Here is a 25,090-nt window from a genome sequence, read left to right as displayed (position 1 = left end):
TGTCACTCCACAGGCAGCCAGACGCGCATGGTGGAGGGGCCACGTTCGGCCCAGTCGTGGTAGGGGATGAGGGGTACTTCGACTGCCTCGCCGACGCGCACTTCGGGATCGGGATCGGCATAAGGCCAAGGACGATCGTCGTCGTGCACGACGAGGACACGTACGACGGGAACACCGTCTTTAGCGATGACCGGTGTCGAGGTGTCGAGTCGGATGTCCGCGACGTCGCCAACGGTGCCGCCGCTGGCTGCGGCGAGGTCCACGGACTCGAGACAGAAGACCTCCGGCCCGCGCTCGATCGCGACACATCCGCGGACGGAGTCGATGCGGCCGTCGGGGTGTACGACACGAGGTTCGACAGGCAGGTCCAGTTCGACGCTGTCGCCGGCCAGGAAGGCACGGCGTACGGCGGCCCACCCTGGCTGCACGACGTCCGAGCTCACGAGCTCGCCCCCCGAGCGAACCCGCAGTTCGGCGCCATCGGCCCAGGCCGGTATACGCAGGGACACCGTGATCGGAGCGTCCAACGCAATCGGTGTCGTCATGCGAACCGACCCGGAGCGTGGGTAGTCGGTCTCGACATCGAGAGCGACAACTTGTCCGCTTGTCAGACGAGTGCGAATACTGCTGGCGGCGTACTGATGGATCTGAATGCCGTCGCCGTCGGCGGTTGCGATGAACGCGTCGAGGCTGGCCAGGGTTCGCGCGACATTCGGGGGACAGCAGGAGACCTCGAACCAGGGCGCTCGCAGCGAGGACTCGGCGCGGGGCGACACCACGTCGTCGGCAGCCGGCGTACCAGGAGTGCGCTGGTGCAGGGTGTTGGCGTAATAGAACGTCGTACCCGAGGTCGATGGTGAGGTGGCGACGACGTTGAAGAGCGTCCGTTCGACGAGATCGCTGTAGCTCGCGTCGCCGAGGGCCAGCGCCAGCCGCCAGCTGAACATCACCGACGCGACGCTGGCGCAGGTTTCCGAGTAGGCGCGATCCGGCGGGAGTACCCAGTCCTCGCCGAACGCCTCGTCCTGGTGATGCGAGCCCTGGCCGCCGGTGATGTAGGTGCGTCGGGCAACGGTGTTCCGCCACTGCGTCGCCAGCGCCGAGAGCAGCTCCGCGTCGCCGGTGTCGACGGCGACGTCGACCGCTCCGGCGGCGAGATAGTTCGCCCGTACGGCGTGGCCGCGCGACACCGTCGCCGTACGAATCGGCATGTCGTCTTGGAAATACTGCTGGCCCCATTCGATCTGCCGCAGCGTCCCCAGGCCGCGTCGCTCGATGAAGAGCCTGGCCTGCTCCAGGTACCGAGGCTCGCCGGTGACTCGCGCGAGCTCTGCCAAGCCGGTCTCGATCACGGCGTGCCCGCAGACGCTCTGGATCCCCTCGGACCCGAAGGCGTCGCAGACGAGGTCGGCGGCGCGCGTGGCGATGGTGAGCAGGCCGTCATCGCTATCCGGACGGGTTCGCGCACGCGCGACCGCGGCCTGGAAAAGGTGCCCCAGGCAATAGAGCTCGTGCCCCCACTCGAGGTCGGACCAGCGGGCCGGCTGGCCGGGACGTCCGGCGTTCGTGTTGAGGTAGCCGTCCGGCTCCTGCGCTGCCGCGACCCGCGTCACGATCGACCGGAAGACTTCTTCCAGCTCCTGGTCGCCCGTGCGCCCGATCTCCCAGGAAAGAGCCTCGAGGAACTTGTACACCTCGGAGTCGGAGAACTCCCGTCCGCGCCGTCCCGCCGGCAACGTGCCCCGGGCGGCGAGATCGAAGTTCGGCAGCCAGCCCTCGCGCTCCAGCCAGTGCTTGATGTGGGGCAAGGTGCCGGCCGCGTTGACGCGCTGCCGCTCGGCCCAGAAACCGCCGGTGATCCGTACCTCGTCCGATCCCAGCGGACGAAACCGGCCCGAGCTCGGCGCGACCGGTACGAATCCGTGGCTGTCAGTGAGTTTCATCCCGTGTGTCATCCCTTGAATGCGCCCGACATGAATCCGCGGACGTAGTGGCGTTGAAGGAGAAGGAAAAGCACGAGGCACGGCAGCGCCAGTACGACGACGCCCGCCTCGGTGGCCCCGTAGTCGACGACGCCCTGGACCTGGACCCGCAGGTTGGACACGGCCAGCGGCAGGGTCAGCTTGTTCGAGTCGTTGATCAGGATCAGCGGCGCCATGAAGTCGTTCCACGCGGCGAGGAAGGCGAACAGCCCGACGGTGATCAGCCCGGGCTTCACCGCGGGCAGGAGGACCCGCCACAGCGCCGTCCAGGTCGAGCAGCCGTCGACCATGGCGGCCTCGTCGAACTCCCGCGGGATCGCCTCGAACGAGATCCGCATCATGAAGGTTGCGAAGGGCAACTGGAACATCGTGAGGACCAGTGCGACCCCGAGCAGCGAGTTCTGCAGGCCGAGCTGGTTGAGTAGCACGTAGAGCGGGATCAGCAGCGTCGCGTACGGCACCATCAGGATCGCGAGCGTGGTCAGGAACAGCAAGTTCTTGCCCGGGAACGAGAACCTGGCGAAGGCGTACCCGCCAAGCAGCGAGATCAGCAGCGTGAGCACGACAGTGGTCAGCGAGACGAACGTCGAGTTCGCCAGGTACCGCCAGATCCCCGCCTGGTACGACGACAGCGTCGCGTAGTTGCCGAAGCCCCAGCCGGATGCCTGACTCGTGCCGGCGTGCGGCGACACCGACGACACGGCCGTCCACACCAGCGGGAAGAGGAAGATGATCGCCAACCCACCGGTGAAGATCCAGTACGGCGTTCGCAGTACGAACCTCATGCTCACCTCTCGTCGGTTCGGAAGGCGCGGAGTTGCAGGACGTTGATCAGCACGAGCGCGACCAGGACGATCACGGAGAGCGCGGCGGCGACGCCGAGGTCGTTCTGTCCTTGGAAGGCCACGATGTAGATCAGTTGCACCACGGTGATCGTGCTGTTGTCCGGCCCGCCCTTCGTGAGGATGTAGAACTGCTCGAAGGCCAGCAGCGACCCGGTGACGCACAGGATCGTGGTCAGCGCGAGCGTCGGACGGAGCAGCGGGAGAGTGATCCGGCGGAAGACCTGCCACCGGGACGCGCCGTCGACCCGCGCGGCTTCGTACACGTCACCCGGAATGCCCTGCAGGCCGACGAGCATCAGCAACATGTAGAAGCCCGCGAATCGCCAAACGATCAGGAACGTGGTCGAGAAGAGCGCGGCGTTCGGCGTACCGAGGAAGGACACACCGAGGCCGCGCAGCGGGCCGGCGAGGGGCGAGTACAGCACGTAGAACAGCAAGGACGCGGAGGCCAGGCCCAGGGCGCTGGGAACCAGGAAGGATGCCCGGAGCAAGTTCTTCCAGCGACTGGATTCCTGCACGAGCAGGGCCAGCCCGAGGCCGAGCCCGATCAGCAGCACGGTGGCCAGCACGGTGTACTTCAGCGTGAAGACGATCGAGTCGGCGAAGAACCGGTTGTGGATGACCTTCGTGTAATTGTCCGGAGCGTTGAATCCCTGGTTTCCGCTGAGCAGCGGCCATCGGGAGACCGACATCCGGACGACCAGGAACAACGGGATCAGGAACAGCACCACGACGAAGATCGTGGTCGGGGCGGCGTAGAGCCAGCCCTTGACGGCGCGCCGGCGACTCGACGAAGAAGACACCGTCTTCGTCAGCCGCCGGGCGCGGCCTGTGGTCACGAACAAAGTCATCGGCAGCGAACCTCACTGCGACGACAGGACGGTGGTGATCTGCTGGTTGTCGGGTTCCAACTTGCCGGCATCGCCGAAGACCTGGTTACGGACCAAGGTGAGCCAGGGGCTGTTGGCGGCGTTGTAGGCCTGCTGGAAGTTCAGCGCGACCGGGGTCTGACCCTTGCCGGCGACCTGGTTGATGGTGACGAGCCGCGGATCCTTCGCGGCGTACTTGTTGTTGGCCAGGTCGGTCCGCGAGACGACGTCGTTGTCCTTGGCAAGGACCTCGACCTGGGCGTCCTCGCTCATCATCCAGTTGAGGAAGTTCCACGCCTGGGCGGCCTTCTTGGAGTCCTTCGAGACGCCGATACCGTCACCGCCGACGAAGGTGGACGAACCGCCGCCAGGTCCGGGAATACCGGCGACGCCGGCGTCGAACTTGGTGGTCGACGAGAGCAGCGTCGCCGGGTAGAACATCAGCCCGACCTTGCCCTCGGTGAACCCTGCGGTCCAGGTCGCGCCGGTCTCGTCCTTCGACGAGGGCAGTACGGCGCCTGAAGTCCAGAGATCACGCCAGGTCTGGAAGATCTTCTTGCTGGTGTCGTTGGTGAAGTTGGCCTGGTTCCCTTCGGCGTTCATCACCTGATCGCCCGCGGCCCAGACGCTCGGGAACCACGTGAACACCAGGCAGCCGCCGCAGTTGAGGCCGGTGGCCGTGCCGTACACGTCCTTCTTGCCGAGGGCCTGGATCTTCTTGGCGTCGGCGGCGTACTCCTCGAGAGTGGCCGGCGCCTTCTCCGGGTCGAGCCCGGCCTCTTTGAAGAGGGCCTTGTTCCAGAACAGCATCGACAGGTCGAGCACGAACGGAAGCACGTACTTCTTGCCGTCCATCGTCCCGGCCTTCATGTGGCCCTGGTTGATCTGGTCCTTGAAGCTCAGTTGGTCGACATTCGAACTGATGTCGCGGAAGAGCCCCTGCTTGACCCAGTTGGGCACGTAGACGATGTCGGCGGCGAAGAGGTCCGGCAGGCCGCTCGAGCCGGCCGCGGCACCCACCTTGGCGACGTAGTCGTCGTTCGGCACCACGGTGAGCGCCACCTGGTTCTTGTGGCTCTTGTTGTACGCCGCCACCAGGAGTTTCGCCTGCTTCTCGAGGGGGGCTCGGGTCCACAGAGTCAGGGTGCTTCCGTCGTCGGTGCCTTCGGCCCCGACGCTCACCGCTGACTCCGGGCTACTCCCACCCCCACCGCACGCGGCCAGCGCCAGCACCGCAGTACTCACACCGATCGTCAACAGGGCCCGCAGCCGGCTGCCGCGCTGGAACGCGATCATTTCCCACTCCTCTGCTTGTTCACTGAAAACGCTTTCTCCCACCACGTCGCGCAGAAAGCGCCACACCCCGAAACAGACCGAAAAGGTTTTCTGTTTGACGGTAAGGTAAGGGTGGGTCGAGTGGGGGTCAAGATCTCGGGACCGATGAGAAGAGGGCGCATGGTGGGCACGGGCCGGAACGGCGACACGAGGGTGGTCACCCTCAGCGACGTTGCGCGGCTGGCGGGCGTTTCTGTCGCGACCGCTTCGAAGGCGCTCAACGGTCGTAGCCAGGTGGCGGCCCGCACCCGGGCCCGGGTTGAGGCTGCCGCCGAGCAACTCTCGTTCGTCCCGAACCGGATGGCGCAGGGGCTGCTCGCCGGCCGGACGGGCACCGTCGGTTTGCTGACCAGCGACCTGCAGGGACGCTTCGTGATCCCGATCCTGATGGGCGCCGAGGATGCCTTCGGGGCCGGCCGGGTCAGCGTCTTCCTGTGCGACGCCCGTGAGGACACGATCCGCGAACAGCACCATCTGCAGGCTCTGCTCAGCCGTCGCGTCGACGGCCTGATCGTCGTCGGCAGCCGGACGGATCCGCGATCCACACTCGGGCACGACATCCCGGTCCCGGTCGTCTACGTCTACGCGCCATCCGACGATCCCGGCGACCTGTCCCTCGTCCCCGACAACGTCGCTGCCGGCCGGATCGCTGTCGAGCATCTGGTCGCCTGCGGCCGGCGCAAGATCGCCCACGTATCAGGAGATCCTGGGTACGCCGCCGCGCTCGACCGTGGGGTGGGCGTGGGGGAGGGCCTCGACGCCGCCGGCCTGAAGCTGGTCGGCGACAGCATGTACGCCGACTGGTCCGAGCGATGGGGACGGGACGCGAGCGCGGTCCTGCTGGACCGTCATCCCGACATCGATGCGATCGTCTGCGGATCCGACCAGATCGCCCGCGGCGCGCTGGACGCCGTACGGGACCGGGGCCGCGTCGTACCGGATGACGTGGCGGTGATCGGCTTCGACAACTGGGAGCCGATGGTCGAGCACTCCCGCCCGGAGCTGACGAGCATCGACCCCAATCTGGAGCTGCTCGGCCGTGCGGCTGCCCAACGTGTCTTCGCCGCACTGGACGGAGACGCGCTCGGAGACGGCGTACATCATCAGGCGCCACGGCTGGTGATCCGCGGCTCAACAGTGCCTCGAAGCTGAGCCGGATCCTTACTATCTCTGCATGGCGAGAGCGAGCGAGGGCGTCGGACGAGCTCCGAGCATGACCGATGTGGCGGCCGCGGCCGGCGTCTCGCATCAGACCGTGTCCCGCGTGCTGAACGGATCGGACCTGGTTCGCGCCGACACCCGCGCCCGCGTGGAGGCGGCGATCGCAGAGCTCGGCTACCGGCGCAACAACGCGGCTCGGCTACTGGTGACGAACAGGTCGCGTCGCATCGGGATGATCTCGGCGCACCTCGTTCTGCACGGGCCGGGCATGATCGCCGTGTCGGTTCAGGACGCCGGCCACAAGGCGGGGTACGACGTCTCACTTGTCGCAGTCGAGGACTTCTCGTCGCAGTCGCTCCGGGAGGCTGTCGGTCGCCTGCTCGACGAGGCGGTCGAAGCGATCGTCGTGGCCGTTGCGCATCGGGAGGCGCTCGAGCAGGTCAGATCGCTCGATGCGGGCGTCCCCATCGTCGTCGTTCAAGGCGTGAGCGCAGGACAGCCGATGGCGGTAGGGATCGACCAAGAGGCAGGTGCCCGGCTGGCGGTGGAGCATTTGCTTGATCTCGGTCACCATCACGTCGCCCATGTCGCCGGGCCACAGGAATGGGTCGAGGCGGGTCAGCGTCGTGCGGGCTGGCAGCGTGCGCACGAGGAGCGTCGTGTCCTGCCCGGGCCGGAGCTCGCCGGCGACTGGTCGCCGAAGAGCGGGTACGAAGCAGGTCTGCGGATCGCTGAGGAACCGGACGTGACGGCCGTCTTCGCGGCCAACGACAGTATGGCGATCGGGCTCATGTCCGCTCTGCACGCGAAGGGTCGCGACGTGCCGGGCGAGATCAGCGTCGTCGGATTCGACAACATGCCCGAGGCGCCGTACCTCTGGCCGGCTCTGACGACGGTCGACCAGGAGTTCTCGCTGCTCGGCCGCCGCGCGGTGGAGCTGACCCTGCGGGCGCTGGAGGGGGATCTCGCTCCCGCCACCCAGCTGATCCGTCCGGGTCTGGTCGTCCGCGACTCGACGGCCGCACCGCGGCTCAGTTAGCGCTCTGCCAGCCTTGACAGCGCAGAATGTTAACGCTCACAATTTCATCTCATGAGCCCTGCCGAACAGTTCGTTATCGGAGTGGACTTCGGGACGCTGTCCGGTCGCGCCGTTGTCGTCCGCGTCTCCGACGGGGCCGAGCTCGGTGCCGGCGTGCACGAGTACGCGCACGCCGTGATCGACGAACAGCTGCCTGCGACCGGCCGGCGGCTGCCGCCAGAGTGGGCGCTACAGGTTCCCGACGACTACCGCGAGGTACTGCGGACCGCCGTACCCGAAGCCGTCGCCGCAGCCGGGATCGACCCGACGCACGTGATCGGCATCGCCACCGACTTCACCGCGTGCACGATGGTGCCCTGCCTGGCCGACGGCACGCCGCTGAACGAGGTCGACGGACTCGCGGACCGTCCGCACTCCTACATCAAGCTCTGGAAGCACCACGCCGCCCAGCCGCAGGCCGATCGCATCAACGAGCTGGCGCGCGAGCGGGGCGAGAGCTGGCTGCCGCGGTACGGCGGGCTGATCTCGTCGGAGTGGGAGTTCGCGAAGGCGTTGCAGCTGTTCGAGGAGGACCGCGAGCTCTACGACCGGATGGAGCGCTGGGTCGAGGCGGCCGACTGGATCGTCTGGCAGCTGTGCGGCCGCTACGTCCGCAACGCGTGCACCGCCGGATACAAGGGCATCCTGCAGGACGGCCACTACCCGTCAGCGGACTTCCTCGAAGGCCTCGCGCCTGGCTTCGGGACATTCGTCGCCGACAAGCTGGAGCACCCGATCGGTCAGCTCGGATCCGCGGCCGGCACGCTGACTGCCGAGGCGTCGGAGTGGACGGGGCTGCCGGCAGGTATCGCGGTCGCCGTCGGGAACGTCGACGCCCACGTGACAGCGCCGGCAGCTCAGGCCGTCGAGGCTGGGCAGATGGTCGCCATCATGGGTACGTCGACCTGTCACGTCATGAGCGCTGATGCGCTGCGCGAGGTTCCCGGCATGTGCGGTGTCGTCGACGGCGGCATCATCGCGGGAAGCTGGGGCTACGAGGCCGGCCAGAGCGGTGTCGGCGACATCTTCGGCTGGTTCGTCGACAACGCCGTACCGCCGTCCTACCACGAGGCTGCGGCCGCGGCCGGGGAGTCGTTGCACGAACACCTCACCAGGCTCGCCGCCGGGCAGGCCGTGGGCGAGCACGGGCTGGTCGCGCTGGACTGGCATAGCGGCAACAGGTCGGTGCTCGTCGATCATGAGCTCTCGGGCCTGATCGTCGGTGAGACGCTGGCGACGCGTCCCGAGGACTGCTACCGAGCGTTGCTCGAGGCAACGGCATTCGGCACGCGGGTGATCACTGAGACCTTCGGCGACAGCGGCGTACCGGTGAAGGAGCTGATCATCGCCGGCGGGCTGGCGAAGAACGCGCTGCTGATGCAGATCTACGCCGACGTCACCCGGCTTCCGCTCTCGATCATCGACTCCGAACAAGGGCCGGCGCTCGGGTCGGCGATCCACGCCGCCGTCGCGGCCGGCGCCTATCCCGACGTACCGGCCGCCGCCAAGAACATGGGCAAGGTCAGACGCGGCGTCCACCTCCCCGACGAGGAGCGGGCCAAAGCCTATGACCAGCTGTTCGATCTGTACCTCGAGCTGCACGAGTACTTCGGGCGGAACAGCAAGCTGATGCGCAAGCTCAAGTCGATCCGGCGCGCTGCCCTGGAGGCCTGATGAGCGTGATCGCGGATGTCGCCGAGACCCTGACCCGGCTACGGTCCGAGGTCGCTCAGCTGCACGCGCATCTTCCGGCGTACGGGCTGGTGGTCTGGACGGCGGGCAATGTCTCCGCGCGGGTGCCCGGCCACGACCTGATGGTGATCAAACCGAGCGGCGTCGCGTACGACGAGCTGACGCCGGCCAACATGGTCGTCTGCGATCTTGAGGGCCGCGTTGTCGACGGTGAGCACGCGCCGTCCTCGGACACCGAGGCGCAGGCGTACGTCTACCGGGAGATGCCGCACGTCGGCGGTGTGGTTCACACCCATTCGCCGTACGCCGTTGCCTGGGCCGCGCGCGGGGAGGCCATCCCGTGCGTCACCACTATGTGCGCCGACGAGTTCGGCGGCCCGATCCCGGTCGGACCGTTCGCGATCATCGGCGACGACTCGATCGGCCGCGGCATCGTCGACACGCTGCGCGACTCGCGCTCGCCCGCGGTGCTGATGCAGAACCACGGCGTGTTCACGATCGGGCCGACCGCCAAGGCCGCGGTCAAGGCGGCGGTCATGTGCGAGGACGTCGCCCGCACGGTGCACCTCGCCCGCCAGCTCGGTGAGCCGATCCCGATCGAGCAGACCTACATCGACCGCCTCTTCGATCGCTACCAGAACGTCTACGGACAACGATGATCGCCGGAAGGACCACATGTCTGTGAACAGCACGCCGCGAGAGGTCTGGTTCCTCACCGGCAGCCAGGGCCTGTACGGTCCGGGCACTCTCGAGCAGGTCGCCGACCAGTCGCAGGCCGTCGCCAAGCGGCTCGCCGGCGCCAACCTGCCGGTGGAGATCGTCTGGAAGCCGGTGCTGCTCGACGCCGGCGCGATCCACCGCCAGATGCTCGAGGCGAACAGTGCGCCGGAGTGTGTCGGCGTGGTCGCCTGGATGCACACGTTCTCGCCCGCGAAGATGTGGATCGCCGGACTCGACGCGCTCCGCAAGCCGTTGCTGCACCTGCACACGCAGGCGAACGTTGCGTTGCCGTGGGCAACGATCGACATGGACTTCATGAACCTCAACCAGGCCGCCCACGGCGACCGGGAGTTCGGCTACATCCAGTCCCGGCTTCACGTACCGCGCAAGACCCTTGCCGGCCACGTCGAGTCGCGGGACGTCCAGGAGCGGGTCGGGCACTGGGCCCGCGCGGCGCTCGGCGTCGCGGAACTGCGGTCCCTCAAGCTCGCCCGGTTCGGTGACAACATGCGCGACGTCGCCGTCACCGAGGGGGACAAGGTCGAGGCGCAGCTGAGGTTCGGCGTATCGGTCAACACCTACAGCGTCAACGACCTCGTCGCGGCGGTCGACGGTGTGGCCGACAGCGAGGTCGACCCGCTGGTGCAGGAGTACGCCGACACCTACGCCGTCGCGCCCGAGTTGCTGCCCGGCGGTGACCGGCACGAATCCCTGCGGTACGGCGCCCGGATCGAGCTCGGCCTGCGGTCGTTCCTGACCGAGGGCGGGTTCGGGGCGTTCACCTCGAACTTCGAGGATCTGGGCGGGCTCCGTCAGCTGCCCGGCCTGGCTGTGCAGCGGTTGATGGCCGACGGGTACGGATTCGGCGGCGAGGGCGACTGGAAGACGTCGGTGCTGCTGCGCGCGAGCAAGGCGATGGCAGAAGGGCTGCCGGGCGGCACGTCCTTCATGGAGGACTACACGTACCACCTGGTGCCGGGGGAGGAGAAGATCCTCGGCGCGCACATGCTCGAGGTGTGTCCGTCGCTCACGTCGGCGCGCCCGTCGCTCGAGATTCATCCGCTGTCCATCGGCGGTCGCGAAGATCCCGTTCGCTTGCGCTTCACGGCTGATCCCGGAGCAGGTGTCGTGGTCGGGATCGCCGATCTGGGCGATCGGTTCCGGTTGACGGCGAACGTCGTACACGTCGTCGAGCCGGATGAGGCGCTCCCGCAGTTGCCGGTCGCGTGTGCGGTGTGGAAGCCCGAGCCGTCGCTGGCAACGTCTGCCGAATCCTGGTTGACGGCGGGCGGACCCCACCACACCGTGCTGACGACGGCTCTCGATCGCGAGGTGTACGAGGACTTCGCCGACCTGCTCTCCGTCGAGCTGGCCGTCATCGACGCGTCGACCACCGTGCGCGAGTTCCAGCGTGAGCTGCACTGGAACGACGTCTACCACCGACTCACCCGGGCTGGCGCCCGCTGACGTCCTCTTCGAGGAGGCTGTTGCCGGCCCTGTCGAGGTAGGCGATCGTCAGGGCGCGGGTGTCGAAGATCCACTTCTCGATGCCGCTGTCGGCGAGAGCCTTGGACATCTTCACGTAGTCCTTCTCCTCGAGGGCTTCGGCGAGCATCGCCCGATCGCTCACCTCGGCAATGGCGAACTTCTCGTGAGCCGGCGGCGTCGACACGACGTACCCGTCTGCGCCGCGATGCTCGGTATGGCCGTCCGTCACGAACGACACGGATTCCTGTACGCCGATCTCCCTCAGAGCATTGAGGTACGCCGGGAGCGTTGTCGCCTTGCCGTGCGTGTCGTGGATCTCGTCGATCTGATCGAGCGTGAACATGACGTTCACTATAAGGACGCTCAGCCGAAGCTGAAGGTGAACGCGGCTTGCCAGACCCGTATAAAGGACTGGTGACCGAGTCTGTGATCCAGTTGCTGCGCGATCGCCGGAAGCAGGGGAGTATGCCGGGGCGTCGCCGGGATGATGCGCGCCTCGTGCTGCTGATCGAGGGCGGAAGCTCGCGCGGTGCGTACTCCAGCGGTATGACGGTCGCGGTCGAGCAGCTCGGACTGTTGCCGTTGTTCGATGCCGTCTACGGCAGCTCCGCCGGAGCGCTGAATGCGGCCTGGCTGCTGTGTGGTCGCGCGGACAGTACGAAGCATGCCTGGTGGGACCGGACGATCATGGGCACGACCATCAACCCGAGGCGGATCCTGCGCCGCCAGCCGGTGGTCGACACCAGCTATCTCGTGCAGAAGGTCTACACCGAGATCATGCCGATGGGGTTCCAGGAGGTCCTCGACAACCCGGTCGGCATCCATCCGATCGCGACCGACGCGATGACCGGTCGGCCGGTCGACCTGCATCCGCACATCCACGACCAGGCAAGCCTGCAGACAGCCCTTCGTGCTTCGGCCGCGATGCCCCTTCTCGCCGGTCCGCCGGTAGAGATCGACGGCACGCCGTACGTCGATGCCGGGGTGAGTGAAGGCACACCAGTGCGTACGGCGCTTGCGCAAGGCGCCCCGCATATCGTTGCCTTCCGCACGCGTCGTCTGGACGAGAAGCAGTCGCCGCCATCGCGCGGTGAACGGATATTGATGACGCGCTGGTTCACTCGCCATGCCCCGGGAGCCCTCGAGCCGTGGTTGCACCGGGTCGAGATCCGGGCCGAGGAGGAGCGCTTGCTGACATCGCATCCGGCCACCATTCAAGTCCGCCCGCCGGTCGGAAGCGTGAGCATCGGACGTACGGAGCGGCGACCTGATCCACTCAAAGCAGCAGTCGAGACAGGACGTCGTACGGCTCTCGATGCGTTGTCCGGAAGCGTTGAGGTGTCGGTGTGAAGACCGCCGTTGGTGTGACCTACACGGAAACCGGCACCGGACCGGCCGTCGTGTTTGTCCACGGCCTGCTGGTCAACGCGAACCTCTGGCGGAAGGTCGTGCCTGAGGTCGCCAAGGCCGGCTTCCGCTGCATCGCGCCGAACTGGCCGCTCGGTGCACACCAGTTGCCGATGGCACCTGACGCCGACCTCACGCCGCCCGGGGTCGCGAAGCTGATCGCGGACTTCCTGACGGAGCTCGACCTCACCGACGTCACCATCGTCGCCAACGACACCGGCGGCGCCCTTACCCAGATCTTGATGGCCAACCATCCCGAGCGGATCGGCCGCGTGGTGCTCACGCCGTGCGACGCCTTCGAGGACTTCTTCCCATCCCCGTTCGACAAGCTCCCCAAGCTGGCCCGCCTCCCCGGCTCGATGTGGATCGGCAGCCGCCTGCTCCAGTACAACGCCGTACGCCGGCTGCCCAACACCTTCGGCTGGCTGGCCAAGCGCGGTATCCCGGCCGCGATCCTCGACTCCTACCTGCAGCCGATCCGCGCCAGCGCCGAGATCCGCCGAGACGCCAAGCGATTCATCGCGAGCGTCGCCAACAGCTACACCCTCGCGGCTGCCGACACGCTGACCGAATTCGACAGGCCGGTCCTGCTCGTCCAGGCCGCCGACGACCGCATCTTCAAACCCCAACTCTTCGAACGCCTGGCCAAGACGTTGCCCAATGCAAACCTCGTCAGCGTCCCCGACTCCTACACCTTCATCTCGGAGGACCAGCCCGCCGAACTGACCCGCCTGATCGTGGACTTCGCCAGATGACAGAGCGAGTGATTGAAACAGATGCTTCGTCACGGATGTCCTCAGATCGATAACTTCGCCCCCGCGGACCGCATCTGATAAGTGTCCAAGGGGGGCATCGTGAAGTCTTTGAAACATCGTTCATTGGCACAATTGCCGGCCGGCCACACAGTGCGGCGGCCGGTGCCTGATGATGCAGCGCTGATCTTCCAGCTGGTCTCGGCGTACAACACGGCCATGGTCGGGTTCGCCGACTGCAGACTGGAGGATATTGCCGACGGGCTGGTTGAGCCGGGGTTCGACCGGAGGACCGACGGCTGGCTGGTGCTGGCCGGGGACGGGCGACCGGCCGGGTACGGCACGGCGTTCGGCAAGGGCGATCGTCAGGTGGTCGAGGTCGAGGTTGCATCGCAGGATCCGGCCGTTGCCGCCTGGCTGCTGGAGCAAACGATGGACCGTGCCGAGGAGATGGCACGCGAGGGCGGCCACACCGAGGTCACGCTGGATTCGTTTGTGTACCGCGCAGACGCCTCGCTCGGCGCGCTGTTGGCCGACAACGACTTCGCTCCAGGCACGACGTACCACCGGATGCGTATCGATCACAGGGCACCGGTCGCCGCCGCGAGACTGCCGGCGGATGTCGTACTGCGGCGCGGCGCGTTCGACGGGGCCACTCGGTGGGCAGCTCATGAGGTCATCATCGACAGCTTCCGCGGCCAGTTCGGCTTCGTCCCGCGGCCGCACGACGAGTGGGTCCAGGCACTCGACAAGCGGTCGACCTTCGGCTGGTCCCAGCTGACTCTGCTCGAGGTCAACCGGCGGCCGGTCGCGATCCGGATCTGTGGCGACGATTTCGCCGACAGCGACAACTGTGGCTACATCGGCATGCTCGGCGTGCTCGAGTCCTTCCGCGGACGTGGTCTGGCGAAGTTCCTGCTCCACGACGCCTTCGCCCTCGACGCATCCGCGGGCCGCACCGGCACCATCCTGACCGTCGACACCAACAACCCGACCCCGGCCCTGCACCTCTACGAGTCGGTCGGCATGACCCCGACCCTCATCCACGACGGCTACCGCCGAACCCTCCCCATCGCCGGCTAGTCGGGGTTACCAGGTCCCGCGGTGGTCGGGGACCAGGAAGGTGATGGGGATCATCAGGAGCAGGATGGCGGCGAAGACAACGAAGCTGTGAGCTTGGCTGGTGCCGGCGTCGGTGGCGTGGTTGAGGATCGTGGTGGTGATGGAGACGGCGACGATGCCGCCGGACTGACGGAACATGCCGCGGAGGCCGGCGATCGCGGAGATCTGGTCGGGCGCGAGTTGCAGGCTGGCGTTGTTGGATGCGGGGATGGACAGGCCCATGCCGATACCGGTGATGCCCGCGGCCATGGCCAGCCAGGCGTACGGCGTGAGGCCGTGCGGGGCGACCGACATCAGCGTCATCCCGCCCGCGACCAGCACGAACCCGCCCACCATCGGAGCTCGATAGCCGGTACGGCGGAGCGCGAACACCGCTAGCCCCGCGACGCAGATCATCCCGACCGCTCTTGCTGTGAGCAACGTTCCGGCCTGGAGCGGCTGGATGCCGTACCGCGATTCGGCGTACAGGGGGACGAGCGCGCCGAAGCCGAGCATGGCTGCGCCGAAGAGGAAGTTGATCGTGTTCATGGCGCCGAAGCCGCGTCCGCGTAAGAGGCTGACCGGTATGAACGGCGCCGCGTGCCGGTTCGCGTGCCGGACGAACAGGAAGCCGAGTGCCAGCGCAATCACCATCGACACGATGAACAGTGGATCGGTGGGCTCCGCGCCGGCGCTGCCGAGCGAACTGATCCCGTACATACCGAACAGCATCGTCAGCGCCAGCAGCGCCGCGCCGGTCCCGTCGATCCGCGAGGCGGCCTTCGGCGGGCTGCTCGGGATGAACCGCAGGCCCAGGACGATCAGCAACAGGCCGATCGGGATGTTCACCACGAAGATCTCGCGCCAGGACCAGTACGTGACGATGATGCCGCCGATGATCGGGCCGATGATGCCGCCGATCGGGAAGATCGAGGTGAACATCCCGATCGCCCGGTCCCGGTCGCGGCCGAACTGTTCGGCGACGATGCCGGTCGCGGTCGGCATGAACGCGCCGCCGCCGATCGCCTGGAACGCGCGGAAGATCACCAGCAGGTAGATGTTGTCCGCGAGACTGCAGCACAGCGAGGCGACCGTGAACAGCGCCGCCGCGCCGAGGAAGATCTTCTTCCGCCCGAACTGGTCGCCGAGCCGGCCGGCCAGCGGCATCACGATGATCTGGCCGAGCGCGTAGACGGTGATCGTCCAGCCGCTCCAGGTCAACTCGGCATTCAGGTCGCTGCGGATTGCATTCAGCGCCGTCGCCACTATGGTCTGATCGATCGATGCCATCAGCAGGGCGATCGCGACGATGCCGAAGACGAGCCGCCGGTGGGCCAGTGGCTCATCCGCGGAAGGCTCGGTGACGACTGAGGGTGAACTCGACGGTTCCATCGATGAACAGACTACATTGCTTGCTGGCAGGCAATAAAGGGGTGACATGACTGACACCGAGACGTTGAGCAAGCTTCGTGGCGTGATCTCCAAGCTGGCGCGGGAGCTCAACGCCACGGCGACCGACGAGGGCCTGACGCCGACCCAGGCGTCCGTCCTCGGCCTGATCACGTTCCGTGGCCCGCTCGGGCTGACCGAACTGGCCCAGCTCGAGGGTCTCAATCCGACCATGCTGTCGCGGGTGGTGGGCCGGCTGACCGAGCTCGGGCTGATCCAGCGCGACCCGAACCCGGACGACCTGCGCGCGGTCCGCGTCGAAGCCACCGACGCCGGCCGGCAGCTGCACGAACGCGTCAAGCTGCTCCGCACCGAGGCCCTGGGCGCCTGCCTCGACCAGCTCCCGAAGGCCTCGGCGCAGACGATCATCGACGCGCTCCCGGCTCTGGACGATCTCGCCCAGAGCCTGCGCACGAACCGCTAGCGGACGTCGAGCTGCTTGAGCTGGTCGTCGGTGAGGGTCAGGGCGACACCGTCCAGGGCCGCTTCGAGTTGGTGGAGTTTGCTGCCGCCGAGCATCGGGCGGATGCCTTGGGCAACCAGCCAGGCGAGGACGACCTGGCTGCGGGTTGCGCCGGTTTGCTGGGTGACGTCGTCGAGTGCGGCGAGGCGACGAGTGCTGCCGAGGTGGTCGTAGGCCTCGGGGATCTGCTTGGCCGGGTTGTCGTACGCGCCGGACAGGAGCGGCGTGTAGGCCCAGACGTCGATCCGGTGCTCGCGTGCGTGGTCCAGCTGTTCCTGGCTGAGCTGGCCGAACGGGTGCGCCGTCGCCTCCGGCAGCGTGCCAGGGCGGACCTGGAGATAGGTGGCGCTCAGCTGGAGTGCGTCGATCGGCAGGAGGCCCTTGGACGCGGCATGGGCGCGAGCGCGTTCGATGCGCCAGGCCGGGTGGTTCGACGCGCCGACGCGTCGTACCTGGCCGGATTGGTTGAGTTCGGCAATGGCGTCGACGGTTTCCTCGATCGGCGTACGGCGGTCCTCCTGGTGGATCCACAGCAGGTCGACCTGATCGATGCCGAGTCGCTCGAGGCTGCCGGCGAACGCCTCGTGGATCGCCCGCCGGCCCAGGCCCGCACGCTGATCCGGCCACGAACCGGCCCACAGCGGCTCCGCGCCGACCTTGGTGGCGATACGGATCCGGTCACGTACGCCGGGCCGCGCGGCCAGCCACCGACCGAGTACGCGCTCGCTGGCACCGCCGCGCCCGTCGTCACTGGCCCAGAACGCATAGCAATCCGCAGTGTCGATCCAGACGCCACCGCACTCGACGAACCGGTCGAGCAGCGCGAACGACGTGTCCTCGTCAACCGCCGTCCCGAACATCATCGCGCCGAGCACCAACGGAGAAGTAAGAGAGTTCATGCCAACGACGATCCAACCTGGAGCGCACACCAGGTCAAGCCCACCCAGAGGATCGGCGCAAGGGAAAGAGCAAGGACAAGGGAAGAAAGAAGATAAGGGAAATAGAGAGGGCTATTCAGAAGTCTTGGATGAGCCTGCATGGAAGAGGTTAAGGAAAAAGAAAGAGAAAGAAGAGATGCAGAGTGGCGGCCGTCTTCAGTGATCGGCCGCGAGTTTCGCTGCGCCCGCCTCGATGCGGTATCACTCTGCACTCGGACTCGGTCGCGACGAGATCACCGAGTTGGTCGGTCGAGTTTTCCAGGTCATCGAGGGCGAAGGGAGAGCCTTTGGTCGTCCGCTGGCGCTCGGCTTGTTTCGGCAGGTGGTGCTGGTGTTGATGCATTTTCGACAGAACGTGCGTCAGACGATGCTGGCGGACCTGTACGGAATCAGCCAGTCGACGGTGTCGCGGATCTACCGCTCGATCATGCCGCTGCTCGGCCAGGTGCTGTGCCTGCATGAATCGGAGCCGTCCAGCGTGTTCGCCAACCGCGAGGTGCTCGTCGACGGGCCCTGGTGCCAACCGGAAACCGCGCGGACAGTAAACACAACTACTCCAGCCACGACCGGCGTGCGATCACCGAATGCGGCTGGGAACCAGTGCTGGACAGCTTCACGTGGTACGCCGACGCCGCCTACATCGGCACCACAGCCACCGTCCCGTACAAACGCAGCAAGGACCACCTCTCCACCCGACGATCAGCCGTCGAACGCGCCATCGGCAACCCCAAGAACTGGAAAGTAATCGCCACCGGATATCGGGGAGACTCATCGAACTGCCCGCCGTCATCAAAACCACCGACCGCCTCGAGCTCTACCGACTCGGCTGGTGACATCTGAATAACCCTCGAAGAGGGATTTGGAGTTGTGGCCGGCATGAGTGGTCAGCCCCGAAGGTTCTCCGGCGGGTCTTCCCGCTAGCCCTGGATCAGCTGTCTGGTGTGGGGTTGGAGACGCGGTGGGTCCCGGTGGGGTCGACCCGGAACGTGAACCCGTGCGGCGTGGTCCATTCCAGGGTCTTGTGGTCGACCCGGTCGACGTTCCAGCCGTGGGCGTGGGTCTTCACCCGGTGGGCGAATCGGCTGAGCGGTGCGAGGTTGGTGGTGCTGGTCTGGCCGGCGGGGCCGTGCGGGTCGTAGGGCTGGATGTGGTCGAGGTCGATGGCGCCGTGAGTCTCGCGGGTGCCATAGGGGAAGAGCTCGACCGGGTAGGTGAGCCGCACCCGTTCGCGGATCCGGGTGGGGATTTCGTAGGCGTCCACGCTCACGGCATCGTTGAGGTCGATGACGGGCTTCACTGTGTACGGCCCGTGGCCCACGAGTTCGGTGAGTTGCTCGGCCAGCAGCGGGCCGATGCCTTCGGCGCGGAGCACACCGGTCCGGGTGGCGAGGGTCAGGTCGGTGAGGTGCACGAAGACCTCGGTCTGCCCAGGACGCACTTGCCCACCCGCACTCCCGGAGTCCGCCGCGTTGATGGAGTTCGTGTAGGCGTCGCGTTTGATCTGCGCGAGGCGTGCGTCGAGGGCCCGTTGGGCGGCGGTGTCCATGGGTATGCCGTCGTCGGGTTGGCTGCGTGGACCGGGAACGTATCCCGGTGCTCGGCTGTCGAACGGGTCACTTGGCGGATCAGGATCGTAGGGCCCCTCGCCTTCGGCCAATGGCGGCTCGCGCAACTCGACGGGTTCAGCCATGGGACCGGCGAGGGCATCAGGGAGGGAACTGGCCGGGTGGGCGTCACCGGCATCCGGGCGTTCGTGCGACGGGCTCTCGGGGCGCACCGGGTTGGTGCCAAGATCGGGGTCTGCGCACGTAGGTGGTGCGTCGTTCGACCGGTCGAGCAGGCCGAACGCGTCGCCGCCTCCAGCCGCCAGCCGCGGGCGGACGCCGGTCACCGCGCCTGCATCTACAGGTCGCGTGGCGACGCCTGTTTGCGGGTCTGCTGCTGCGGGGTGCGGGCCAGCCGCGGCTTCGGAGCTCGCCTTCGCCGAACGCCTGCCAGGGCTTGAGGCTGGGCGCGAGGTTTCTGCGGAGGCGGCGGTGTTGGCCGACGGCGTCGGAGCCGGTGCCGGTGCCGGTGCCTGTGCCCGGGTGGTGGTCGGGGTGGGGTGGTTGTGGGCTTGGGTGAGGAGTTGTTGGGTGAAGCGGGGGTCGGCGATGATGCCGAGGGCGTCGGCGCGGCGGTGCTGGAGGCGGCGGGTGTCGCCGAAAGTTTTGAGCGCTTCGGCGATGGCCGCGATGGTTGCGTCGTGGCGGATGATCGCGGCGGCGGGGGCTTTGGCGTAGATGGTCTTGTTGCCGTGGTGGTCGCTGCGGCCGACGAATACGCCCCGCTCGTCGGCTGCTTCGGCCGCTTCGTCGCGGGCCAGGTCGGGATCGGCGTGTGCCTTGGCGGCGCGGATGATCCTGTCGAGGCGGTACGGCGTGATGGAGTCGATCAACGATGCGACGCGCCGGTCGACAGACCGGGCGGCTTGTTCGGACAGTTTCAGGCACAGCGTGGCGAGTTGGCGGGCCTTCCAGGGGTCGCGTCGCCGGACTGGACGCGGGCCCAGGTGAACGGGAACCGGTGCTGCAGGGCCAGTGCCTCGCCGAGGAACTGGCGTGCGACCATCGGGGAGATGCCGAGGATGAGGCCGAACTCGGCGATGGCGAACTCGGCGATCGGCGGGCAGCCGTCACCGCCCAGCACCACGGCGCGTTCGCGGCCGTCGGCGGATCGGCGGCCGGGCCGGATGCCGCAGGTGGAGGGATGGAAGCGGTCGGCGTAGATCTGGGCGTGCTGCAGCAGCCGCGCGTCGGCGCGGTTGGCGATCGCGCGGTGCTCGGCGGCCGACTCGAGCAGGTCGGCCGTCGACAGCGTCTCCAGATCCGTATCGAACATGTGTTCGATTCTACCTGTTCGAGATCAACACGCCAAATCGGCCAAGCCGCGGAACCCCTTATTTACAAGCCGAACGGACGCGCAACCCGGCTGTCGCGGTCAGGGCTTGCGGTCGAGGTCGACGGTCTCGGCGACGGCCGCTTGATCGCATCAGGAGTTCCGCGCTCGCCGTGGCCACAGGACAACGTCGCGCAGGGCAGCGCGCAGCCGTCGCGAACACCGGCCCCTTCACGCAACTACGGCAGACCAGACTGCGGTGCTGGTCGGGTCGTTCCTGCGCCGGTCGGCACGACCCCACAGTCGGCGGGGGACGTTGCGTCGCAGCTCCGATTCCTCCGCCACGGAGGGCCAAGGTCTTTCCTGACACGCTTCGCAGCTCAGCAAGCTTGCGGGCGGTCACCGAAGCCGACCACTACCCCAAATCTGTTCTTTCTTTGCTCTTCTTTTATCTTCTTTCTTACAGGCTCACCGGCACCAGCTGCCGATACCAGCCCAGCGCCAGCGGGCGCCACGAGTATTTCTCTTGATCTCTGCGCCGCGGATTACTTGTCGAGTTGCTCGCGGTACCAGGCTGCTTTTTCCTTGAGGCGGGTGCGTTGGGACTGCAGTTCGGCGATTCGGGTTTCGACTACCTTGGCGTGTTCTTCGATCAGGGCGAGGCGTTCGGGCATGGTTTGGTCGGAGCGGGCTAGTTCGCCGTAGCGGCGTAGGCGCTCGATGGGCATGCCGGTGTCGCGTAGGCAGCGGAGGAAGTCGAGCATTGCGAGGTCGTCGTCGGAGTACTGCCGTCGGCCGCCTGAGTTGCGCGCCACCGGCGGCAGGATGCCCTCGCGTTCGTAGTAGCGCAACGTGTCGATGCTGAACCCGGACCGCTCAGCTGCCTCTGCCGGACCGTATCTCGTCATGCCCCGAGCCTAGACGCGCCTGTGGTCAGGATCGAGGGAGACTTCGGGTGTCGATGAGTTCGCGGGCGACGTCGTGGAGCTTGGTGTTGGTCTGCTGGGAGTAGCGCTTGAGGACCAGGAAGGCCCGGTCGCCGTCGAGGCCGTAGCGCTCCATCAGGATGCCCATCGCCTGGCCGACGAGCTTGCGGGCGTCGACCGCGAGGTTGAGGTTCTGCTCGCGGCGGGCGGTCGCGACGGCGACGGAGGCGTGCCGCGCAAGGATGTGGGCGATCGCCTCCGCGTCCGGTCCGAAGGCATCCGGCTCGACGCTGTAGAGGCCCAGTACGCCGACGGTGCCGGCGGCGGTCCGCAGCGGTACGTCGAGAACGCTCCGGACTCCCAGCTCGAGGACCTTCTTGGCCCACTCCGGCCAGCGCAGCTCGGACGTGGTGTCGGGCACCAGAACACTCGCCTGGCTGCGCATGCACTCGACTAGCGGCCCGGCTTCGCCGTCCATCTGGAACCGGTAGATCTCGGCCACGGTCGAATCGGTGACAGCCGGAACCTCCGGCTGTCCGCCCTTGGCGTAGAGCGCGACTCCGGCGTACTGACAGTCGACGGCTTGCAGAGCGAACTCCACCACCGCCTCAACCGTCTCCTCCACACCGCCTGCGTCGTGCATGTCCAGGGCAAGCCGGGCGAAGGTCGCGGCGACTTGGTCCGGGTCGCGCAGGGAGGGCTGAGGTTCGAACTCATCCACCTCTCCATGATGCACCTCAGCCCCACCAGTCACGAGGCGACGCGAGACGCCAATTGCGCCGCCGGTGCGTTGATCGGCCCGGATTGGGCACAGGGAGGTCTCAGCCCGAGGTCGTTCTCGGAGGAGGTCGGGATGAACGAGCAGGCCCGGCGGACGGCGAGCAGGTTGAGGGAGGCGCCGCCCCCGACTCGATTGCCGGTGTTGCCCGGAGTCGAGCTGTCCGCTCGCTACCTATTGGCAGAGACCGGCGCAACCGCGGGTGGCGACTGGTTCGACACCGTGGTTCTCGACGACGACCGGGTCGCGTTGACGGTCGGCGACGTCGTCGGGCATGGAGCCCGGGCATCGTGGGTGACGGATCGGCTGTGCGCCGCGCTGTCGATGGCGCTGCTGGGCGGCGCGGATCCGGCGTCCGCGATCAGCCGCCTGGAGAAGTTCGCGAGCAGGGTGCCTGGCGCAGAGGCCGCCACGGTGTGTGCCGCCATACTCGATCCGGCTACCGGGGACCTGACCTACTGCACTGCCGGTCACCCGCCGCCACTGATCGCGTCGACGGACGGCAAGGCCCGGTACGTCGAACCGTCCGGCGGCACCCCGCTCGGTGCGCCCGGCGGCTACCAACTCGGTCATGACCACCTCGAGCTGGACGACGTGCTGTTGTTGTACACGGACGGGATCATCGAACGCCCGCAGAGCACCCCGGACCAGGCGACCGCCCAGCTGCTGAGCGCAGCCGCTGCGGCCGCCGTCGCCGGATCGCAGTACTCCGGTGAGCGCGTCACCGAGCAGGTACTGGAATTGGTCGCCGGTCACTCCGACGACATCGCGGTGCTCGCCGCGCACCGGCGTACCCCGGTCATGGCGCTGACGCAGAGCGGTCCGGCTGTCTCGGCGACGGCGGCGCGGTTCCGCGACGACTTCTCTGCTTGGCTGCGCGCTCTGGAGCCGGAACCGGTCGTGGTGATCGGAGTGGAGAGCGCGGTCATCGAGCTGATGGCGAACGTGGTCGAGCACGCGTACTACGACTGCGCGCCCGGTCAACTCACTCTGACGGCCGAGCTCACGCCGAGCGGGGAGCTGGAGATCTCGGTGCAGGATCGCGGCCGGTGGAAGGACTCGGAACCGGCTACCGACCGCGGGCACGGGCTCGCGCTGGCGGGTGCGACGGTTGACGACCTGACCGTCGAGCGGACCCCGGACGGTACGACGGCGACCGTGCGTACGGCGCTGACCAAGGCGCCGAGCATGCTCGTGGGGGAGGCACAGCCCGCAATCGAGCGAGCCGAGTTCTCCGCGGCGGTCACCGGCGGGAGGCTCCTGGTCGGCGGCCCGATCGACATCGCCACCGCGCGCGGGTTCGACCGCATCCTGCGTGACGTGGCGCGCCACGCAACCCGCCCGCTCACCGTCGACCTGTCGCGGGTGACACACCTCGCCAGCGCAGGCATCCGGGTGCTCGCCGCCGCACTTCGCCGCAGCGATCGCAAACTCGAACTGGTCGCGCTGCAGGGTACTCCGGCCGATCACGTGCTCGCTCTGACGCAGCTCCCGCATCGCACGGCCTGAACCAGGTGTGGCCTGGGGTACCGGTACGTCGTACGACTATCGGACCTCGGATGGTGACGCGTGCTGCGGTGGATGGCAGTCGGAGTGCTGGCGGCCGTACTTCTGGCCGGGTGTGGTGACGCCGATCAGAAGCTCCGGGACAACGCAGCACAGACTGCGCGTACCGCGGCCTCGGAGGTGAACACGACCCGCCTGGTCGTCGAGCAGTTGCAGGCGCACCGGCTCTGGGTGCAGCCGGCCCGCCGGATGGTCGACGACGCCGAGAAGAGTCTCGGGACGACGGCAGACTCGTTCTCGACACAGCAGCCGTCGACCGAGCAGTCGGCGAGGTTGTACGAACAGGTCAACTCGACGCTCGACGACGCGGTGTCCGCGGTCACGGCGGTCCGGATCGCGCTCGGGAACAACGACCTGGCCGCGGCCGAACGGCAGCTCCCGGCACTTCAGCTGTCCGGCAAGGACCTCGATCAGGTCGGGGAGCTGGCGAAGTGAAGAAGCTCCTCGGTGTCACGCTCGGGATCCTGACCGCGATCGGCGGGTTCGTCGACATCGGCGATCTGGTCACCAACGCCTTGGTGGGCGCGCGATTCGGGATGCACCTGGCCTGGATCGTCCTCGTCGGCGTGATCGGGATCTGCCTGTACGCCGAGATGTGCGGCCGGGTCGTCGCGATGTCCGGGCGGCCGGTGTTCGACCTGATCCGCGAACGGCTCGGACCGCGGACGGGTCTGCTCGCCCTGGTTGCGTCGTTCCTGGTGACGCTGCTGACGTTGATCGCCGAGATCGGCGGGGTGGCGCTCGCGTTCGAGCTGGCGAGCGGAGTCAGCTACCTGTTGTGGATGCCGCTGGCAGCGCTCGCGGTGTGGCTGGTGATCTGGCGGGTCAAGTTCTCCCGGCTCGAGCAGGTCTTCGGGCTGCTCGGGTTGCTGCTGATCGTGTTCGCGGTCGCGCTGTTCAAGCTCGGTCCGGACTGGGGCCAGTTGTTGCACCAGGCAACACAGCTGCATCCGATCGGGCACGAGGATTGGGCGACGTACGCGTACTACGGGATCGCGTTGTTCGGCGCCGCGATGACGCCGTACGAGGTGTTCTTCTTCTCCTCCGGAGGGGTTGAGGAGAAGTGGACGCGCCGCGATCTGGGGACCGAGCGGACCAACGTGTTCATCGGGTTCCCGCTCGGCGGGTTGCTGTCGCTGTCGATCATGGGGTGTGCGGCGGTGCTGTTCCTGCCGGCCGGGATCCAGGTCGGGACGCTGGGGCAGGTCGCGCTGCCGGTGGTCGTTGCCTTCGGCAAGATCGGGTTGGCGGTCGTGCTGATCGGGATGTTCGCGGCGACCTTCGGCGCGGCGCTCGAGACCGCGCTGTCGTGCGGGTACACGATCGCGCAGTACCGCGGCTGGCAGTGGGGGAAGTTCGTCCGGCCGCGGGAGGCCTCGCGTTTCCACGTGGTCATCATCGTGTGCCTGGTGCTGGCGGTGCTGACCCTGTTGACGGCGGTCGATCCGGTGAAGGTGACGGAGTACTCCGTGGTGTTCGCCGCGATGGCGTTGCCGTTGACGTACCTGCCGATCCTGATCGTCGCGAACGATCCGGACTATGTCGGCCGGGAGACGAACGGTCCTGTACGTAACGCCTTCGGGCTGTTCTATCTGGCGTTGCTGACGATCGCGTCGGTGGCCGCGATACCGCTGATGATCATCACCAAGGCAGGAGCTTGATC

General features: G+C 67.3%; 24 protein-coding genes. 13 read left to right on the top strand and 11 right to left on the bottom strand.

Translation table 11 applies throughout. The features are described 5' to 3' along the window. Window positions 1–2 precede the first annotated feature (2 nt). From ACQPYH_RS27130 to ACQPYH_RS27115, 4 genes are read right to left on the bottom strand one after another with little or no spacing between them, the layout of a single operon-like run. Window positions 3–1,943, bottom strand: coding sequence for a glycoside hydrolase family 127 protein (locus tag ACQPYH_RS27130; RefSeq protein WP_432876700.1), 1,941 nt, complete (start codon window positions 1,941–1,943; stop codon window positions 3–5). 8 nt (window positions 1,944–1,951) lie between these two features. Continuing rightward, the gene (locus ACQPYH_RS27125) at window positions 1,952–2,767 is read right to left on the bottom strand and encodes a carbohydrate ABC transporter permease (protein ID WP_432876698.1); all 816 of its coding nucleotides are present in this window, start codon (window positions 2,765–2,767) and stop codon (window positions 1,952–1,954) included. A gap of 2 nt (window positions 2,768–2,769) precedes the next feature. Then, window positions 2,770–3,678 carry a carbohydrate ABC transporter permease gene (locus tag ACQPYH_RS27120; RefSeq protein WP_432876696.1) on the bottom strand — a complete coding sequence of 303 codons (909 nt, stop codon included), beginning with the start codon at window positions 3,676–3,678 and terminating at the stop codon, window positions 2,770–2,772. A gap of 12 nt (window positions 3,679–3,690) precedes the next feature. Beyond that, window positions 3,691–4,992 carry an ABC transporter substrate-binding protein gene (locus ACQPYH_RS27115; protein ID WP_432876694.1) on the bottom strand — a complete coding sequence of 434 codons (1,302 nt, stop codon included), beginning with the start codon at window positions 4,990–4,992 and terminating at the stop codon, window positions 3,691–3,693. 159 nt (window positions 4,993–5,151) lie between these two features. Between ACQPYH_RS27115 and ACQPYH_RS27110 the strand changes: the two genes are divergently transcribed. The 5 genes from ACQPYH_RS27110 to araA are packed head-to-tail and all read left to right on the top strand — an operon-like array spanning window position 5,152 to window position 11,149. Beyond that, window positions 5,152–6,183, top strand: a complete 1,032-nt coding sequence (locus ACQPYH_RS27110; RefSeq protein WP_432876692.1) for a LacI family DNA-binding transcriptional regulator — start codon at window positions 5,152–5,154, stop codon at window positions 6,181–6,183. Between the two features lie 22 nt (window positions 6,184–6,205). Continuing rightward, entirely contained in the window at window positions 6,206–7,231 is a 1,026-nt protein-coding gene (locus ACQPYH_RS27105; RefSeq protein ID WP_432876690.1) for a LacI family DNA-binding transcriptional regulator, read from the top strand. 51 nt (window positions 7,232–7,282) lie between these two features. After that, on the top strand, window positions 7,283–8,944 hold the full coding sequence (araB, locus tag ACQPYH_RS27100) for a ribulokinase (protein ID WP_432876688.1): 1,662 nt from the start codon (window positions 7,283–7,285) through the stop codon (window positions 8,942–8,944). Next, window positions 8,944–9,621: an L-ribulose-5-phosphate 4-epimerase gene (locus ACQPYH_RS27095; protein ID WP_432876686.1), complete on the top strand. Its 678-nt coding sequence runs from the start codon at window positions 8,944–8,946 to the stop codon at window positions 9,619–9,621. Before araB ends, ACQPYH_RS27095 begins: the two co-directional genes overlap by 1 nt. A gap of 16 nt (window positions 9,622–9,637) precedes the next feature. Then, window positions 9,638–11,149, top strand: a complete 1,512-nt coding sequence (araA, locus tag ACQPYH_RS27090) for an L-arabinose isomerase (protein ID WP_432876684.1) — start codon at window positions 9,638–9,640, stop codon at window positions 11,147–11,149. On the opposite strand, the gene ACQPYH_RS27085 is transcribed toward araA, so the two are convergent. Beyond that, a complete protein-coding gene (locus ACQPYH_RS27085) occupies window positions 11,127–11,513 on the bottom strand; it encodes a DUF1398 family protein (protein WP_432876682.1) in 387 nt (128 codons plus the stop codon). The genes araA and ACQPYH_RS27085 overlap by 23 nt on opposite strands. Window positions 11,514–11,584: 71 nt before the next feature. On the opposite strand from ACQPYH_RS27085, the gene ACQPYH_RS27080 reads away from it, so the two are divergent. The 3 genes from ACQPYH_RS27080 to ACQPYH_RS27070 all read left to right on the top strand — a co-directional run bounded on the left by ACQPYH_RS27080 (window position 11,585) and on the right by ACQPYH_RS27070 (window position 14,412). Next, the gene (locus ACQPYH_RS27080; protein WP_432876680.1) at window positions 11,585–12,520 is read left to right on the top strand and encodes a patatin-like phospholipase family protein; all 936 of its coding nucleotides are present in this window, start codon (window positions 11,585–11,587) and stop codon (window positions 12,518–12,520) included. Continuing rightward, window positions 12,517–13,332: an alpha/beta fold hydrolase gene (locus ACQPYH_RS27075; RefSeq protein WP_432876678.1), complete on the top strand. Its 816-nt coding sequence runs from the start codon at window positions 12,517–12,519 to the stop codon at window positions 13,330–13,332. The genes ACQPYH_RS27080 and ACQPYH_RS27075 overlap by 4 nt, the downstream gene beginning before the upstream one ends. 162 nt (window positions 13,333–13,494) lie before the next feature. Continuing rightward, on the top strand, window positions 13,495–14,412 hold the full coding sequence (locus ACQPYH_RS27070; RefSeq protein ID WP_432876676.1) for a GNAT family N-acetyltransferase: 918 nt from the start codon (window positions 13,495–13,497) through the stop codon (window positions 14,410–14,412). A 6-nt stretch (window positions 14,413–14,418) separates the two neighbouring features. Here ACQPYH_RS27070 and ACQPYH_RS27065 read toward each other — a convergent pair whose 3' ends face one another. After that, window positions 14,419–15,822 (bottom strand): MFS transporter, encoded by a 1,404-nt coding sequence (locus ACQPYH_RS27065; RefSeq protein ID WP_432876674.1) that lies wholly within the window; start codon window positions 15,820–15,822, stop codon window positions 14,419–14,421. A 46-nt stretch (window positions 15,823–15,868) separates the two neighbouring features. Here ACQPYH_RS27065 and ACQPYH_RS27060 point away from each other — a divergent pair, with 46 nt between their 5' ends. After that, a complete protein-coding gene (locus tag ACQPYH_RS27060; protein WP_432876672.1) occupies window positions 15,869–16,303 on the top strand; it encodes a MarR family winged helix-turn-helix transcriptional regulator in 435 nt (144 codons plus the stop codon). On the opposite strand, the gene ACQPYH_RS27055 is transcribed toward ACQPYH_RS27060, so the two are convergent. Beyond that, window positions 16,300–17,241: an aldo/keto reductase gene (locus ACQPYH_RS27055; RefSeq protein WP_432876670.1), complete on the bottom strand. Its 942-nt coding sequence runs from the start codon at window positions 17,239–17,241 to the stop codon at window positions 16,300–16,302. The genes ACQPYH_RS27060 and ACQPYH_RS27055 overlap by 4 nt on opposite strands. Before the next feature lie 232 nt (window positions 17,242–17,473). Between ACQPYH_RS27055 and ACQPYH_RS27050 the strand changes: the two genes are divergently transcribed. After that, the gene (locus ACQPYH_RS27050; protein ID WP_432876668.1) at window positions 17,474–18,025 is read left to right on the top strand and encodes a helix-turn-helix domain-containing protein; all 552 of its coding nucleotides are present in this window, start codon (window positions 17,474–17,476) and stop codon (window positions 18,023–18,025) included. A gap of 183 nt (window positions 18,026–18,208) precedes the next feature. Here ACQPYH_RS27050 and ACQPYH_RS27045 read toward each other — a convergent pair whose 3' ends face one another. From ACQPYH_RS27045 to ACQPYH_RS27030, 4 genes are all read right to left on the bottom strand, one after another. Then, window positions 18,209–19,717: a hypothetical protein gene (locus tag ACQPYH_RS27045; protein ID WP_432876666.1), complete on the bottom strand. Its 1,509-nt coding sequence runs from the start codon at window positions 19,715–19,717 to the stop codon at window positions 18,209–18,211. A gap of 47 nt (window positions 19,718–19,764) precedes the next feature. Next, window positions 19,765–20,160: a hypothetical protein gene (locus ACQPYH_RS27040; protein ID WP_432876664.1), complete on the bottom strand. Its 396-nt coding sequence runs from the start codon at window positions 20,158–20,160 to the stop codon at window positions 19,765–19,767. A 542-nt stretch (window positions 20,161–20,702) separates the two neighbouring features. After that, window positions 20,703–21,065 carry a MerR family transcriptional regulator gene (locus ACQPYH_RS27035; RefSeq protein ID WP_432876662.1) on the bottom strand — a complete coding sequence of 121 codons (363 nt, stop codon included), beginning with the start codon at window positions 21,063–21,065 and terminating at the stop codon, window positions 20,703–20,705. 25 nt (window positions 21,066–21,090) lie between these two features. After that, window positions 21,091–21,726: an ANTAR domain-containing protein gene (locus ACQPYH_RS27030; RefSeq protein WP_432894500.1), complete on the bottom strand. Its 636-nt coding sequence runs from the start codon at window positions 21,724–21,726 to the stop codon at window positions 21,091–21,093. A 210-nt stretch (window positions 21,727–21,936) separates the two neighbouring features. Between ACQPYH_RS27030 and ACQPYH_RS27025 the strand changes: the two genes are divergently transcribed. The 3 genes from ACQPYH_RS27025 to ACQPYH_RS27015 all read left to right on the top strand — a co-directional run bounded on the left by ACQPYH_RS27025 (window position 21,937) and on the right by ACQPYH_RS27015 (window position 25,088). Continuing rightward, on the top strand, window positions 21,937–23,370 hold the full coding sequence (locus ACQPYH_RS27025; RefSeq protein ID WP_432876660.1) for a SpoIIE family protein phosphatase: 1,434 nt from the start codon (window positions 21,937–21,939) through the stop codon (window positions 23,368–23,370). Between the two features lie 72 nt (window positions 23,371–23,442). Then, window positions 23,443–23,862 (top strand): hypothetical protein, encoded by a 420-nt coding sequence (locus tag ACQPYH_RS27020; protein ID WP_432876658.1) that lies wholly within the window; start codon window positions 23,443–23,445, stop codon window positions 23,860–23,862. After that, the gene (locus ACQPYH_RS27015; protein ID WP_432876656.1) at window positions 23,859–25,088 is read left to right on the top strand and encodes an NRAMP family divalent metal transporter; all 1,230 of its coding nucleotides are present in this window, start codon (window positions 23,859–23,861) and stop codon (window positions 25,086–25,088) included. The genes ACQPYH_RS27020 and ACQPYH_RS27015 overlap by 4 nt, the downstream gene beginning before the upstream one ends. The last annotated feature ends 2 nt before the right edge of the window (window positions 25,089–25,090 follow it).

Source organism: Kribbella sp. CA-245084 (assembly GCF_050942355.1).
In the GTDB taxonomy this organism is placed as follows: Bacteria; Actinomycetota; Actinomycetes; order Propionibacteriales; family Kribbellaceae; genus Kribbella.
This window is presented reverse-complemented; position numbering and strand designations above follow the sequence as displayed.